The following is a 15,295-nucleotide window of genomic DNA, read 5'->3' as shown; positions in this document are numbered from 1 at the left end:
AACTACTTTAAACCTTCTTCAAAACGATTGCGCGCTTCTGTTCCAATTTTCATTTGCAATATTTGTTGCTCTACTTTACGAGAGAAATCAGTATCTGCAATGGTAGCAACGTTGTCTAAGTAACGAATCACTTCTTGTTTACGAACTTGTGCAAAATCGAGTCCTTTCATGTTCGATTTCATCAGTTCTTTTAACATGCCTAGTTTGGTGTCATAGTCTTTTTGGAAGTACAACTCAGGGTTTTCAAACCAATCATCTTCCAAGTTAAAATCTGTCAAACGCAATGAAATTGCACTTTGAATGTTTCGAATATCTCGCGAAGAGAAAAACGGAAACTCTTTTTGAACCGAACCGTATAAATTCGAATAGAATGTATGAGAGCCTAAAGAATCTTGTGCAAGTACTTTATCATAAATAATAGCAATTTTTTCTTCAGTTGGTTTTTCTAATTGTCCTAAAATTTCTCCTGCATTAGCTACCAAACCTTGATCGCTTAAGTATTTGTAATCAGGATGATCTTTCATAGAAACGAATCCTGGCAATGTTTTTTCAATTTTGGACCACCAAATATAATCTTGATCTAAGAAATCTTCTTCTGTACGTGCACCATCAATTTTAAAACGACCTTGAATTCTCGAAATCACGGCTTTGTCTAATTGTTCAGGTAAATTTGTAAATAAACCAATAGAGCTGTTTCCATGGTTTACTGCATAGGCACCTTCTGTATAACGTAAAAAGACACCAATAACTTCTTTTACACCTGCCGAAACACCTTGTGCAGTACGTTCTTGTAAATTGTTTTCTGCATCATCAATAGGAGCGAAGATCAATCGTGATGGATCTTGCATCGGTTTCATCCATTGTACCATTTTTTCTGCTGATCCACCTTGAAAAGTCGAAACCACCGTATCTGGCATTGGGTGAAATAAAAACGGAATGTTTAAGTGATCGCAACGTTCTTTTAGCATGGTTGCAATGGCAGCAATCAACATACTTTTTCCAGTTCCAGGAATTCCGTATCCCATAAAAACAGGCATAAAACCACCTAATTCTTGAAAAGGATTTTGTTTTGTAGCAATGTCATAACTCATCATGCGTTCAACCAAACGCTTGGCAAAATGCTTGGCGTCTTTGTTTCCAACAATTTGCTCAAAACGAATCGGATTGAATTCTACACTTGTGGCACTTCCTGTAAAAATTGTTTCCCAACCTGCAATTGAAAATTCAGAATCTTCCAATTGGTACGTTCTATCTGTAATAACTTCTGTATGGTCTAATGCACCTTTTCGTTGTATAATTTCATCTAAATACGCTTCAAAGTACATCACTGTAAAATCGATCACATCTTGTTCAGAATTGATCAAATTCGGATGATTCATGTATTTGTCATAATAAAACAACTGACATGAAATTCCTTTGATCGGAGACAATAATGAAACTTCAGGAATACCTGCAAATTTGTTTTGCATCACCGTATTATCTTCCGAAGCTTTTTCTTTCAGTCTAGACACAACATAATATGCCAAACTGAATAACATAAAGGCTGTAGCAGTTTGCTGTTTAGATTCGTATTCTTTGCGTTGATCTGCAGAAAGTCCTGCTCTTTTTTCATGAAGAATTGACAAACCTGACGCATCGTAGTAACTGTCTCTAATCCATAATCCAATAGCGATACCTTCTTGTAAATTAAACAATGTTTCATTCAGCGAAAGCGGAATCGCAACAGAATCTGGTAACAAGCGTTTTTTAAGACTTAAAATCGTTTTTGAGATCGAAATAGCATTGGCTCCAGCATTTCCTTTGGCTTTAGATAGATATAATAAAATATCTTCTTGCTCTTTACTAGTATCTCTACTTCGCGCTTTATAACCTTGTTCCCATTGCACACCTTTAATGAATGAAGAAGCTTCTTCACGTAAAATGGTCAATTCAGTTTTTTTGATAGGAAATGTCGGTTGTTTCTCCATGTATATTTTTTTGTTCTTTGTTAATTTGTCTTTTTGTGGATTCGTTTACACTGAGCCTGTCGAAGTATCAATTTCAACTTCAATTTCGACTTCAACTTCAGTATCAAAGTTCAGGCAATTCTTCTATTTCAAAAGGTTCGTGATGCAAGTGAATGATTGTATTTGGAATTTTTCCATAAAGCAATTGAATTACTCGGTGCGGTGCTAAAATATATTTGTGCGTTGCGATCTCACTCCAAACTTGAATTTCCTGCTTTTTAAATGACAGCAAATCATTGCTTACTTTCGATGAATTTACCGAGTTAATTGTTTCTACAGTAGTCGTTAGTGAAAACGAATTCAGTTTCACATCTTTTACAGCAATTGCTTTTAACAATGCTTGCGTAATTTCATGATCGTCTTTTGAAAAAATACTATGTAAAATTCCTAAATCAACACGTTTTATTTTGCGCGGATGCACATACTTTAAACGTTTGTCAATCATATATGCCATATTATCCAAATCCTGATAACGATCGGCACAATCTTTTATCGTATCGTAAATTTCTTGCTCTATTTTTTCATCGTATTTATAATCAAAATACATAAAGCAAATAAACGGTCTGTTAAGTGTTACATCATAAAAAGCCCAATCGAGCACATAGGTTGCAAAGGTGCTTTTCGTTTTTTTGATCTTTCCTAAAACGAATTTGTGAAATATTTTTTCTTCCTGAATTCTATTGTAATACAACGAAGACGAAGCTTCAAACAAATCGCGCTTGTCAACATGTTTTTTATTTACGAGTAACTGATGAATAAACTTTTCTCTAAACTCGGTGGCATCCGGTAATTTGGCTTTAAACTCTTCTTTTAAATCCAAATCATTGTGAATATAGCGCAGTTCCAAATAATTAGGAAATCCAGATTCGGTCAAATCGACTTTCATCTGCTCTTCGTCAAATCGATATTTAAGTTGCATCACACGAAGCGAAAACGCCAAACGTTTGCAATAGCTTTCTAAGGATTTGAGTTCTTCTTTAGTGCAAATTCGATAATGATTCCATTCCACCAAATTAATTTCAAATTCGTCCAATACGTGCATCACCATTCGGTAATACAAATCATATTGTGAGTCCGAGTCTAGTACTGCGGAATCTAAAGGTGTTGTGATATCGTTTAAAGACATAAATTTATAAGTTATGATTTAATCTTATCTTTTTTTAGATTTTGATAATTTTATAAGTTTTAAACTTATTTATTTTAATAAAATAAATACCACTATTTAGTCCCGAGATATCTATAATTTCATTATTCCCTTTGGAAATTACTAATTTCCCTAAACTGTCAAAAATTCTTACAGATTCAATTTTAATATTAGATTCAATAGTTATAATTCCATTTGTTGGATTAGGATAAAGATATATGTCTTTATGATTAGCTATATCTGCTAAGTCAAGTACGGTGCTTATTTTTAGTACCCATACATCATAATTACCTTGATTTAAATTAACATCACCGTCAGAAGAAGTAGAATTGCCAACGACAATGTATTCACTATTAGATATTTGTTCTATGGATGAAGTAGAATCTAAATTTGAACCTCCAAAAGATTTCTCCCATTCAATATCTCCTATTTGAGATAGTTTTACTAACCAATAATCGAAAGAACCCATATTTGAAGAAGCATTTCCATCATTAGACGCAGATGACCCAGCTAAAATGTAGCCTCCATCTAATGTTTGTTTAACAGAGTTTGCTTGATCTACATTTGAGCCTCCAATCGATTTTTCCCATTCTATAATACCTGAACTGGTAATTTTTAAAACCCAAATATCAGTATTTCCATTATTTCCACTAACATCTCCATCATTAGAATTAGAACTTCCAACAATAATATAACCTCCGTCACTAGTCAATTCAATATGTTGAGGGAAATCAACAGCTGTTCCTCCATATCTTTTTTCCCATTGCGTACTCCCATCACTAGCTAATTTTAAAACCCAAAAATCATGAAACCCATTTACCGTATCAGATGCACCAGCCACAATATATCCATTGTCGTTAGTTTGTCTAATATCTTTTGGTAAATCAACACCTGAACCTCCTAATACTCTTTCCCATTCAATATCTCCAACGTTAGATAATTTTAAAACCCAAAAATCAATAACCCCGTTGAACCCATCAACATCGCCGCCAGTTTGCCCAGTAACAATATACCCTCCGTCATTAGTTTGCTCAATAAATTCAGCTAGATCAAGAGCTGTGCCGCCATATGTTTTTTCCCATTCAATATTTCCTGTGTTAGATAATTTTAAAACCCAGAAGTCAGCTTGTACATTACTAGCTGAAATGTCACCATCAGATGAATTAGTATATCCACTTACTATGTAACCCGTATCTGAAGTTTGCCTTATAGATGTAGCTTGTTCAGTATTAGATCCTCCGTATGTTTTTTCCCATTCAATGTCTCCAGTGTTAGAGAGTTTAATAATCCAAATATCAGAGCTTCCAAAATTTTCACTAACATCTCCATTTGAAGAACTAGAAGTTCCTGCAATTATATACCCTCCGTCAAATGTTTTAGTTATTGATCGAGCTCTATCTTCCAATGTGCCTCCTAAAGATTTTTGCCATTCAATAGTTTGTGCAAAAGTATTATTTAATAAGAGGCATGAAATGATTGTTAATATTAAAAATTTTGTATTAGATGCATAAGTAGAAAAGGCTTTAGTAAGAATCATTACTGTAATCTATTTATTATTTAGAGAATTATACTATTTTTTTGTACTGAGTTAATTTGTGTGAAAAAATATTAAAATTACCCTAACAAGTCATCAGAACCACCATCAGTAGGTGCGCCGTTACCAGCTCCGCCACTGTCATTAGCTGCATCGTCGTTTCCGCCAGCATCTCCTGTAGATGGGTTTTCGTTGTTCTTATAAAATTCTTCAAATAATTCTTTCATGTCAATTCCGTAACGATCAGCAAAGTTTTTGCGGATTTCCACATCCTTTTCACGAATTTCTTGTAGCGATTCAGCATAACTACTGTAAATACCTTTCATTACTTTTTCGTGTACAGGAATGTTTTCCATCATATCTTGACGTGCTTTCGAACTTGCTGTATACATAGCTGCCAGCGTTTCCCCAATTTTTTCATCGGTCTTCACACCTAAGTGTTCTAAAATTGCCGCAAACTCTTGATCGGTACGTGCTTTTAAAGCCACTACATATCCATCGTAATAACGAACTCTTTCTTCTGTGTCAGACTTTAATTTAGCTCTATGCGTTTGTAAGTTGCTACGTAAAGAAGTCAATACTTTAATAGTCAAGTTGTGCTTGTGTACAAAACTATCTTTACTTGCTGCTAAGGTGATGTACGCAGTTCGCAAACCATCAAGCTCTTCTACTTTTTGCTCTAATTTTGTAATTTTTGCTAATGCTTCAGAATATTCAGGTGATTGCTTATCAACTATTTCTTCTAAAGCTTGTCGCGCCTGACTCAATAATGCTTTTTGATTTTCAAGATCAGCCTCTGTTTCTTCTTTTTTCTCTAAAGCTTTCGTATGATTTTTACTTGCTTCAACAATAGCAACCTGAAGTTTGTCTTCTACTTCTTTGATTTCTACTTCACGATCTTTCAAACGTTTTACTGCAGCTTGACTTTTAAAAGAGAGTTCTTTTAATAAAGTTTCAGTATCCGAACTTTCAATTCGCTTTTGAAACATTTCCTTTGCTTTAGAATCTGCAAACTTTCTGTCTTTTTGTGCTTGTTCTAGCTCTGTTTTTTCTCTAGTAATTCTAGATTTTCTTCCCCAAAGATTATTCCACCATGTATCTGGTTTGTCCAAAGCTTCTTGGTATTCAACCTTTGCTTTTTCAAGTTCTTTTATTGCATCATCAATAACGCGTTGTTCATCATCATTTAATGTAGAAAAGCGTTCAAAAATAATTCCTACTTCATCTTGATAATCTGTTAGGTCTTTAATGGCATCGAGAAGTGAAGTACGATCTTTTTCTGCCATATCTACAACATTGTCTAATGTTGCATTCAATATTTTTTGGCGTACTTCCGGACTATCTTCTTGCGATAATTTCGACTTCATTTGGTCGATTGCTTTTCCCCAATCTACTTTATCGTTAGATTTTTGTTTTTGTTCTGCTCCTGAAGTTTCTAGTAAATCAAAATCGTCTGCCATGTATTAAATTGTTTTTTGTTAATGAATGTATTTTTTTCGTCGGTTGTATTAAAATTAGTATTTGAAAAACGCGCTACACTATAGAAGTGGATAACGTTTTTTAAACTAGCCTTTAAATATAAAGAATTTAACAGTAATATGGGACTACTTTTTCTTTGAGTTGTTACATGTTCGATTCGAAAAAACGTAATTACAAGAGATTTTGTAGTATTTTTTTGATATTAAGACTTTTTGCGAGGTATGTTTGGGGGAAGTTTAAAGAGCTTTGGGCTGAGAAATTTTCGCTCAACCTTAATAGCCGTAAACGTAACTATAAATGTTTTTAAGTCTAACACTTTTTTTAAGAAAGGCGATTTTGTTGTTTTTAGAAAGTCATAGGAGAAGAATTCTTTGAAATTTTTAAATAATTCTGGATTGATATATGGAAATCCAGTATAGTAAAATTTCTGAGTAACCATTTCATCACCAAGAGGTTCATATCCTTTGATTGTAATATAGTTTGCCAGTTTATTAAAAATAGGGTCAGATATTCCAGATTCTCTACTAACAAATTTAAGAACGTTTTCTTGCACGTTGTAATAGTATAGTGTGTCTAAGTTTTTCCACTTTGCATAATAATTATTTGTGCTTGCTATATATGTATGAAAGTCATATCCTCTTGCACCAGAACCAAGATACTTTTTATGAACATCGCCTTTTTTGTTGTAAAAAACCTGTAATGTGTCTCCAAATTTTTGCGCAATATAATCTTTGTGTTCTACATTTTTCTTTTTGAAAGTCAATTCAATTTTATAGGTAATAATACCTTCGAACGATTCTTGACTCCAACAAAAGGAAGTGCTAAGAATGCTGATAGTAATAATATGAAATAAAAGAGTTTTCAATATGTGAAGTTAGAAATTAATGTTTAGAAAATGTAAAAATTCAAAATAAAACTTCTTTAAATATAGATGTTTTATAGGATTACACAATAGAAATAAAACTGAAAGAAAAATCATTCACTGTTTATAAGTGTAAGCTCCTTAATACTAACGATTCAAAAATACGTATTATTAAGTATTGTTTTAAGTGTGTTTTTGAAGGATATTTATAAAAATCCTAAAACACAACTACATGAAACCATCAAAAACAACCATCGAAATCGGAAATCAATTTAAAGAAGTAGAAATTTACTATGATGAAGTAGAAGCATCTCAGTTGACAATCGCCATTAATAAAAATCAAGTGACAGTTTTTCAAGATTAATGCATATGTAGAATTTCCTAAAAAAGTCACTAGCGCTAAAGAAATAACACGTTACTGTATTCTTATAAGAATCACTTTCAATTAGATTACTAATAAATCTTTTAATATTGATTTTGAGTAATTTAGGGTGAATGAACTTATTCGAATTTTGCAATAACATAGCAATCAAAATCACCCAATATTAATTGAAAAAAAAGCAGTAAACTAAAGGTTTTTGGAATTAAATAAAACTGTTGGTCTTTTTTTTACGTAAGTATAAAAGACAGGAATATTCTAATGTAAATTTTACCTAGAAAACGTATTAGAATTTACAGGTAAAATTATTCATTAGATAAGACTTTATCTCAAGGTTACACCTGTTTATAATGAACTAACTATTGTTAATTTAAAACCAAAACATCATGAAAATTAAACTTTTTTTTACAACGATTATTATTCTAGCTTTTTTAAGTGCTTGTTCGAAAGATGAAGTAGATTTTTTACCAGAAGAAAATAGTAATCAAATAGAAGAATTAACTAAAAAAAATCAATATCCTATTCAAGAAGCTATACCTGAAGAATACATTATAGTCTTCAAGGAATCTCTTGAAGAAAAAAATATTAATAATTATGAGGCAACGCAAAGAGAAGGATCTCAAGAATTGTTGAAAATTCAGCAGTATTACAAGCAGAAATCATTAAAAGTGTTGTCAGACAATGGTTTAAGTGAAAAAAATCTTTCACATGTTTATACTGGAGCTATGCAAGGTTTCCATGCTAAAGGTGTTTCATCGGAAGAATTGAAAAAACTGGAAACAGATAAACGTATTGAGTATATAGAACCGAATTATATAGTAAGAATAAATCTCCCAAAGCCCGAAAATCAGAAAGGTCTTTCAGAGGATGAATTGCTAAAGCAAACAGAAGAAAATTCGAAAATGAATCCGATAGGCGGTGGCATTAATACTTTATTAGCTAACGGAGAAACGTTGCCTTGGGGAGTGGCTTATGTTGGTAGAAGAGCTCATGGTGGAACAGGAAGAACTGCTTGGGTTTTAGATACAGGGATAGCGCCACATCCTGATTTAAGAATTAGAGGAGCATTGTCTAGGAGTTTTGTGAATGGAGAAGCTAGTTGGAGAGATTTAAATGGGCATGGAACACATGTGGCTGGAACAATAGCTGCCAAAAATAATGGAAGAGGAGTTATTGGAGTTAGTTATGGTTCAAGAGTTGTGGCAGTAAAAGTTTTAAATCGCTCAGGATCTGGATCTGTAGCTGGAATTATTGCGGGAATAGATTATGTGTACAATAGAGCTGTTGCTAATGATGTGTTTAATTATAGTATAGGCTTTAGAAATAGGAGTATTAATACTTCTTTAGAAGTGGCTATGAGAAGATTGGCGGGCAGAAGAATATACGGAGCTTTAGCTGCAGGAAATAATAATGATAATACTCAGTTTTTTTCGCCACAACGTCTAAGAACTGCACGTACATGGATTATTGGTGCTATCAATAGAGTAAATAAACGTCCTATAGACTTTTCAAATTTTGGAGTGAGTGTAGATCGATGGGCTCCAGGAGAAATGGTTACATCTACTTGGCTTAATGGACGCTATAATACAATAAGCGGAACGTCTATGGCTTCACCACATGTTGCAGGGATTTTACTAGCAAGAGGAACAAATAGCGTAGGTTCAAAAGGGTTTGTTGCAAAAGGCGGACACAGAAAACCAAGAGCTAAACTTTAAAATAATTTTGACTTTTAATATAGTAACACATATTCGTTAATTTAAACTAGCAAATGTGTGTTACTATGAAATATTTTTAGCTTGATTTTATATTGGCACTTTTCTTGATGAAGTTTGGCAACGTTAAAAACCAATTTTATGAAGTCAAAAATTACATTAACATTCTTACTAATTTGTTTTACCTACAATTTTAGTAATGCGCAAGGAAAGCTCAATCGGGCCAAAGAAGATCTTTCGGGAAGTAGCTCAAGTAGCAGTTCATCAAGTTCGTGGAGCAATGATGACGATGACGGAGATGATGGAGGCTGTTTTTTGTGTGGCTTTTTTGTTGAAATAGCTTATCATGTTACTGTCGGAATCTTATTTGGAGAAATGCAGTCACGTTATTTTTACGAATATCCTTATTCTGATGGTTCGCATGGTGAATATGCTTTTCCAGACGAAAATGTGCCATTGAAGCGTGGTCAATTAATTATTTCGAATACAACTTTCGCGAGCGGGAAAGAATTCTATGGCAATGATATCAAGCTAAATTACCGCTTTGTTCCTTTGGTTGGAGTGGAAGTGAATCATCTGCATTTTTTTGAACAAGAACCTAAAAATGAATTGGGTGTAAGTTCTTTTATGATTAATTATTACCGAGTTCGTGATCAACGTGTTACAGCTTTTTGGGGAGTTGGTGCATCACATATTGGAAACGGCGTAGACGAAACAGGATTCGCATACCAAGTTGGTGTAGATGTTTATTTGGATCAGCCAATAAGTATAAGTGCTTTGTGGAAACAGAGCTTGATTAATGATTCTTCTGTAGATGAGTTAAAACTACACGCGCGCTATCATTTAAAACGTTTCTCAATTCACGGAGGGTACAATCATTACAAATTAGGAAGTGTAAGTATCAATGCGCTTGGAGCTGGTATTGATTATCGATTTTAGAAATATACTTTATAAAAAAACGCGTTGAATTTTTCCAACGCGTTTTTTTATGAAATACTATTTTTGAATTTATCCTCTAATAACTCCTCTTGAAATTACAATTTTTTGAATCTCAGAAGTTCCTTCGTAAATCTGTGTAATCTTAGCATCGCGCATTAAACGTTCTACATGATATTCTTTTACGAAACCATTTCCACCATGAATTTGAACAGCTTCCACAGTATGTTCCATTGCTACCTTAGAAGCAAACAATTTCGCCATAGCGCTTTCCATATCATAATTCTCTTTTGCATCTTTTTTACAAGCTGCCTGCATTACTAAATGACGTGCAGCAGTAATATCTGTGTACATGTCAGCTAATTTAAAAGCAATTGCTTGGTGATTGCAAATTTCAGTTCCAAACGCTTTGCGTTCTTTCGAATATTTTAATGCCAATTCATACGCTCCAGAAGCAATTCCTAAGGCTTGAGATGCAATTCCGATACGTCCACCAGAAAGTGTTTTCATTGCAAACTTAAATCCAAAACCATCTTCACCAATTCGGTTCTCTTTTGGCACTTGTACATCATTAAACTGTAACGTGTGTGTGTCGCTTCCGCGGATTCCTAACTTGTCTTCTTTTGGTCCTATATCAAAACCTGGCGTTCCTCTTTCAACGATAAACGCGTTAATTCCTCTATGTCCTTTATCTCTATCAGTTTGTGCAATTACCAAATATACATCTGCACGTCCACCACTTGTAATCCAGTTTTTAGTACCGTTAATTACATAATGATCTCCTTTGTCAATTGCAGTTGTTCTTTGTGAAGTTGCATCACTTCCAGCTTCGGGTTCACTCAAACAAAAAGCACCTACATTTTCACCTGTAGCTAACTTTGTTAAATATTTTTGTTTTTGCTCTTCAGTTCCATACGCTTCTAAACCGTAACATACTAATGAGTTGTTTACAGATACAATTACAGAGGCAGATGCGTCAATTTTAGACAATTCTTCCATGATCAACACATACGAAATTGTGTCCATTCCACTTCCTCCATATTTCGGATCTACCATAATTCCCATAAAACCTAATTCGCCCATTTTACGAACTAACTCATTTGGAAACTCTTGTTTATTGTCACGCTCAATAACTCCAGGAAGTAATTCAGTTCTTGCAAAATCTCTCGCTGCATCACGAATCATGATGTGTTCTTCTGTAAGATTAAAATCCATAACTATATATTGTATTAATAAATTTTTAAAAAAGTCGCACAAAGATAGCTTTAAAATAGCAGATTTTCAATAATAAGCGCTTATTTTTAGGAATTCTTAATTTATATAGGAGATAATTATGAATCTTGCTTAAAAGTGAATTTAAAACAACAAATTTTAAATACATTTACAATATGAGTCAGTATAAAGTGATTGGCGTCATGTCGGGAACTTCACTCGATGGAATTGATTTAGCCTATATACATTTCGAAAAAACTACACACTGGAAATTTGAAATTCTCGTGGCGGAAACGATTCCGTATGATGGGACTTTAGAAGAACAATTGCGAGAAGCGATTCATTATGACGCAGAAGAACTCAAACAATTTGATACTGTTTATACAGGTTTTTTAGCTATAAAGATTCGAACATTTATAGAAAAACATAATATTAAGGATTTAGATGCAGTATGTTCACATGGTCATACCATTTTACATCAGCCAGAAAAAGGAATTACGTATCAAATTGGAAATTTACCAGGATTAGGAATTCTATTGCAAAACCATGTAAAAACAGTGGTTTGTGACTTTAGAGTACAAGATGTAGCACTTGGCGGACAAGGTGCGCCGTTAGTGCCTATTGGAGATGAATTGTTGTTTTCTGAATATGATTATTGTTTAAATTTGGGTGGCTTCGCGAATATTTCCTATCACAAAGAAGGAAAACGAGTGGCATACGATATCTGTCCTGTCAATATAGTCCTAAATAAATATGCAAAACAATTAGGTTTTGACTATGATGACAAAGGAAAACTTGCTAGATCAGGTGAATATCTATTGAGTTTAGGTTCAGAATTAGATAATTTATCATATTACAAACAACTTCCGCCAAAGTCATTAGGATTAGAATGGGTTCAAAAAGAAATATTTCCACGATTAGAAGCATTCAAAAGAAAAGAAATAGACCTCTTGCGAACATTTACTGAGCATGTTGCTATGCAGTTAGCGCGTAATTTTAAAATTAGATCCAAAGTATTAGTTACTGGCGGAGGCGCATACAACGATTATTTATTAGAACGAATTAAATATTATAAAGAGTTAAATTTGGTGAAACCAGTTGATGAACTCATAGAGTACAAAGAAGCATTAATATTTGGTTTTTTGGGTGTTTTACGCTTGCGCGATGAGGTAAATTGTCTGAAAAGTGTTACAGGAGCAATCAAAGATCATAGCTCTGGAAAAGTATATAATTTCGGATAGGATGAACTGGATGTTAAATTGTCTCGAATGTATGCTTTAAAGAAGCGAACAATTTTTATATTTGCTTGAATAGAAACTACATCACACTAAATACATATAATTGAAAGAATTACTTAAAATATACGAAAACAAAGCACCTGAAATTATTTTTAATTGGAAAGACCCTGAAACTGATGCAGAAGGTTGGACAGTTATCAATTCACTTCGTGGTGGTGCTGCTGGAGGTGGAACGCGTATGCGTAAAGGATTAGACATGAATGAAGTGCTTTCGTTAGCAAAAACGATGGAAGTAAAATTCACGGTTTCTGGTCCAGCAATTGGAGGTGCAAAATCCGGAATTAACTTTGACCCACAAGATCCGAGAAAAAATGGTGTATTAAAACGTTGGTACAAAGCGGTAGCACCTTTGTTAAAAAGTTACTACGGAACTGGTGGCGATTTGAACGTTGATGAAATTCACGAAGTAATCCCAATCACGGAAGATAGTGGAGTTTGGCATCCGCAAGAAGGAGTTTTTAATGGACATTTTAAACCAACGGAGTCTGATAAAATCAACAGAATTGGACAATTACGTTTGGGAGTTATCAAAGTAATTGAAAGTCCAGTATTCTCTCCAGATGTTTCTCGCAAATACACAGTAGCAGACATGATTACAGGTTTCGGAGTAGCCGAAGCAGCACGTCATTTTTATGATATCTATGGCGGATCTATTAAAGGAAAAAGAGCTATTGTACAAGGTTTTGGAAATGTTGGAGCAGCTGCAGCGTACTATTTATCACAAATGGGCGCAAAAATAGTAGGAATCATCGATAGAGTTGGCGGAGTCATCAATGAAGAAGGGTTTTCGCATGAAGAAATCAAAGAGTTTTTCTTGAATAAAGACGGAAACACACTTGTAGCAGATAAAATGATTCCTTTTGAAGAAATAAATCAACGCATTTGGGAATTACCAACTGAAATCTTTGCTCCATGTGCAGCATCAAGATTAATTACTCAAGAACAAATTGATAAAATGATTGATACAGGTTTGGAAGTTATTACCTGTGGAGCAAATGTACCGTTTGCAGACAAAGAAATTTTCTTTGGACCAATCATGGAACATACTGATCAAAAAGTAAGCTTAATTCCAGATTTTATCTCAAACTGTGGAATGGCAAGAGTATTTGCATACTTCATGGAACGTAGAGTTCAAATGACAGATGAAGCCATTTTTGAAGACACTTCTAAAATCATAAAAAAAGCATTACAAAATACATTCAAACGGAATGCTTCAAAAGTAGACGTTAGCAAAACTGCTTTTGAAATAGCATTAAAAGAATTAGTTTAACCATCAACGTATAAAAAATAGAAATGGAATCAGCAATAATAGCCGTATTTGTCTTAGGATATTTAGCCATAACCTTAGAACATAACTTAAAAATAGATAAACTTATTCCCGCATTAGCCATGATGGCAATTTGTTGGGCATTTATCGCTTTCGGAATCGAAGATTTTCAAAATTGGTTTGACTCAGGAGCACATGACTTAGTTGATGGATTTAAAGATTTACCTGTTAATGCACCTCACGGTGAAGATAGTAAGATGCATTGGATGGAGGGAACTTTACTGCATCATCTAGGGAAAACCGCAGAAATACTGGTGTTCTTACTTGGTGCGATGACCATTGTTGAAATTATTGACTATTTCAATGGGTTTGCAACCATAAAAAGTTTCATTAAAACACGAAGCAAAAAACGTGTTCTTTGGATTTTTGGATTCTTAGCATTTATCTTATCTGCTATTATTGATAACCTTACTGCAACAATTGTACTGATTTCTATTCTACAAAAAATCATTTCAGATAGAAACATTCGTATTTGGTATGCAGGTTTAATCATCATTGCGGCAAACGCAGGTGGAGCTTGGTCACCAATTGGAGACGTTACCACAACCATGTTATGGATTGGAGATAAAGTATCTACAGGGAAACTGTTTGGATATTTATTTGTACCATCGTTATTGTGTATGGTAGTTCCAACATTTATTGCTTCATTCTTAAAACCATTTCAAGGAAACTTGCCAGATGAAGAAGAAGGAGTAGAAAGTAACAAACAACATCGATTTGGACCTACAATGTTATACTTAGGATTATCTGCAATTATTTTTGTACCTATTTTTAAAGTTGTAACACACTTGCCACCGTATGTTGGAATGATGTTATCACTTTCGGTAGTTGGTATTTTTGCTGAAATATACAGTAATTCAAAATTTACAATGGCAGCTATTGGAGCAAATGAAGGTCATGATTCCGAAGCTGGATCTGTACATCATAGTCCTGTACATCATTCTCTATCAAAAATTGAATTGCCAAGTATCTTATTCTTCTTAGGAATATTAATGGCGGTAGCGGCATTAGAATCTTTAGGATTGCTATTTGGTTTTGCAGATTGGTTAAAAGATGCAACACCACAATTAGGAACGGAAATGCATGCTGGTGGAGTTTCTGACTTGGTAGTTATGGCACTCGGAGTAGGTTCGGCGGTAATTGATAATGTACCATTGGTTGCAGCGAGTTTAGGAATGTTTACAGAGCCGTTAGATCATGAATTATGGCACTTTATCGCCTTTGCAGCAGGAACAGGAGGAAGTATGTTAATCATCGGATCGGCAGCAGGAGTTGTAGCAATGGGAATGGAAAAAATAGATTTCTTCTGGTATTTCAAAAAAATATCATGGTTAGCTTTTATCGGATTCATTGTCGGTTCGGCAGCTTTCATGATCATGCGAACCTTATTCTAAGTATATAGATAG

12 protein-coding genes are annotated in these 15,295 nt (G+C 34.0%); 6 read left to right on the top strand and 6 right to left on the bottom strand.

What is annotated here, in order from left to right; genetic code table 11:
* Positions 1–2: 2 nt before the first annotated feature.
* The 5 genes from ACRBBL_RS01465 to ACRBBL_RS01445 all read right to left on the bottom strand — a co-directional run bounded on the left by ACRBBL_RS01465 (position 3) and on the right by ACRBBL_RS01445 (position 7,028).
* On the bottom strand, positions 3–1,967 hold the full coding sequence (locus ACRBBL_RS01465) for an AAA family ATPase (protein WP_431367252.1): 1,965 nt from the start codon (positions 1,965–1,967) through the stop codon (positions 3–5).
* A gap of 103 nt (positions 1,968–2,070) precedes the next feature.
* Entirely contained in the window at positions 2,071–3,132 is a 1,062-nt protein-coding gene (locus tag ACRBBL_RS01460; protein ID WP_431367251.1) for a hypothetical protein, read from the bottom strand.
* Between the two features lie 34 nt (positions 3,133–3,166).
* Positions 3,167–4,687: a T9SS type A sorting domain-containing protein gene (locus tag ACRBBL_RS01455; RefSeq protein ID WP_431367250.1), complete on the bottom strand. Its 1,521-nt coding sequence runs from the start codon at positions 4,685–4,687 to the stop codon at positions 3,167–3,169.
* Between the two features lie 77 nt (positions 4,688–4,764).
* Positions 4,765–6,144 carry a microtubule-binding protein gene (locus tag ACRBBL_RS01450; RefSeq protein ID WP_431367249.1) on the bottom strand — a complete coding sequence of 460 codons (1,380 nt, stop codon included), beginning with the start codon at positions 6,142–6,144 and terminating at the stop codon, positions 4,765–4,767.
* A 221-nt stretch (positions 6,145–6,365) separates the two neighbouring features.
* A complete protein-coding gene (locus tag ACRBBL_RS01445) occupies positions 6,366–7,028 on the bottom strand; it encodes a hypothetical protein (RefSeq protein WP_431367248.1) in 663 nt (220 codons plus the stop codon).
* Positions 7,029–7,257: 229 nt separating this feature from the next.
* Between ACRBBL_RS01445 and ACRBBL_RS01440 the strand changes: the two genes are divergently transcribed.
* The 3 genes from ACRBBL_RS01440 (at position 7,258) to ACRBBL_RS01430 (ending at position 10,055) form a co-directional block, all read left to right on the top strand.
* Positions 7,258–7,389, top strand: coding sequence for a hypothetical protein (locus tag ACRBBL_RS01440; protein WP_431367247.1), 132 nt, complete (start codon positions 7,258–7,260; stop codon positions 7,387–7,389).
* Positions 7,390–7,790: 401 nt separating this feature from the next.
* Positions 7,791–9,119 (top strand): S8 family peptidase, encoded by a 1,329-nt coding sequence (locus tag ACRBBL_RS01435; protein WP_431367246.1) that lies wholly within the window; start codon positions 7,791–7,793, stop codon positions 9,117–9,119.
* A gap of 138 nt (positions 9,120–9,257) precedes the next feature.
* On the top strand, positions 9,258–10,055 hold the full coding sequence (locus tag ACRBBL_RS01430; RefSeq protein WP_431367245.1) for a hypothetical protein: 798 nt from the start codon (positions 9,258–9,260) through the stop codon (positions 10,053–10,055).
* Between the two features lie 69 nt (positions 10,056–10,124).
* On the opposite strand, the gene ACRBBL_RS01425 is transcribed toward ACRBBL_RS01430, so the two are convergent.
* Complete coding sequence (locus ACRBBL_RS01425; RefSeq protein WP_431367244.1) at positions 10,125–11,267, bottom strand: acyl-CoA dehydrogenase; 1,143 nt, start codon at positions 11,265–11,267, stop codon at positions 10,125–10,127.
* 173 nt (positions 11,268–11,440) lie between these two features.
* On the opposite strand from ACRBBL_RS01425, the gene ACRBBL_RS01420 reads away from it, so the two are divergent.
* The 3 genes from ACRBBL_RS01420 (at position 11,441) to nhaD (ending at position 15,283) form a co-directional block, all read left to right on the top strand.
* Positions 11,441–12,505 carry an anhydro-N-acetylmuramic acid kinase gene (locus ACRBBL_RS01420; protein WP_431367243.1) on the top strand — a complete coding sequence of 355 codons (1,065 nt, stop codon included), beginning with the start codon at positions 11,441–11,443 and terminating at the stop codon, positions 12,503–12,505.
* A gap of 100 nt (positions 12,506–12,605) precedes the next feature.
* Entirely contained in the window at positions 12,606–13,832 is a 1,227-nt protein-coding gene (locus ACRBBL_RS01415; RefSeq protein WP_431367242.1) for a Glu/Leu/Phe/Val dehydrogenase dimerization domain-containing protein, read from the top strand.
* A 23-nt stretch (positions 13,833–13,855) separates the two neighbouring features.
* A complete protein-coding gene (gene nhaD / locus ACRBBL_RS01410; protein ID WP_431367241.1) occupies positions 13,856–15,283 on the top strand; it encodes a sodium:proton antiporter NhaD in 1,428 nt (475 codons plus the stop codon).
* Positions 15,284–15,295: the final 12 nt, after the last annotated feature.

It is taken from the genome of Kordia sp. (assembly GCF_050633145.1).
Lineage (GTDB): Bacteria > Bacteroidota > Bacteroidia > Flavobacteriales > Flavobacteriaceae > Kordia.
This window is presented reverse-complemented; position numbering and strand designations above follow the sequence as displayed.

What these genes read in the sequence shown, in the direction of transcription:
- ACRBBL_RS01425 (WP_431367244.1), bottom strand. Translation starts at nt 11,267, where the DNA reads ATGGATTTTAATCTTACAGAAGAACACATCATGATTCGTGATGCAGCG.
- ACRBBL_RS01430 (WP_431367245.1), top strand. Translation starts at nt 9,258, where the DNA reads ATGAAGTCAAAAATTACATTAACATTCTTACTAATTTGTTTTACCTAC.
- ACRBBL_RS01465 (WP_431367252.1), bottom strand. Translation starts at nt 1,967, where the DNA reads ATGGAGAAACAACCGACATTTCCTATCAAAAAAACTGAATTGACCATT.
- nhaD (WP_431367241.1), top strand. Translation starts at nt 13,856, where the DNA reads ATGGAATCAGCAATAATAGCCGTATTTGTCTTAGGATATTTAGCCATA.
- ACRBBL_RS01435 (WP_431367246.1), top strand. Translation starts at nt 7,791, where the DNA reads ATGAAAATTAAACTTTTTTTTACAACGATTATTATTCTAGCTTTTTTA.
- ACRBBL_RS01440 (WP_431367247.1), top strand. Translation starts at nt 7,258, where the DNA reads ATGAAACCATCAAAAACAACCATCGAAATCGGAAATCAATTTAAAGAA.
- ACRBBL_RS01450 (WP_431367249.1), bottom strand. Translation starts at nt 6,144, where the DNA reads ATGGCAGACGATTTTGATTTACTAGAAACTTCAGGAGCAGAACAAAAA.
- ACRBBL_RS01460 (WP_431367251.1), bottom strand. Translation starts at nt 3,132, where the DNA reads ATGTCTTTAAACGATATCACAACACCTTTAGATTCCGCAGTACTAGAC.
- ACRBBL_RS01420 (WP_431367243.1), top strand. Translation starts at nt 11,441, where the DNA reads ATGAGTCAGTATAAAGTGATTGGCGTCATGTCGGGAACTTCACTCGAT.
- ACRBBL_RS01455 (WP_431367250.1), bottom strand. Translation starts at nt 4,687, where the DNA reads ATGATTCTTACTAAAGCCTTTTCTACTTATGCATCTAATACAAAATTT.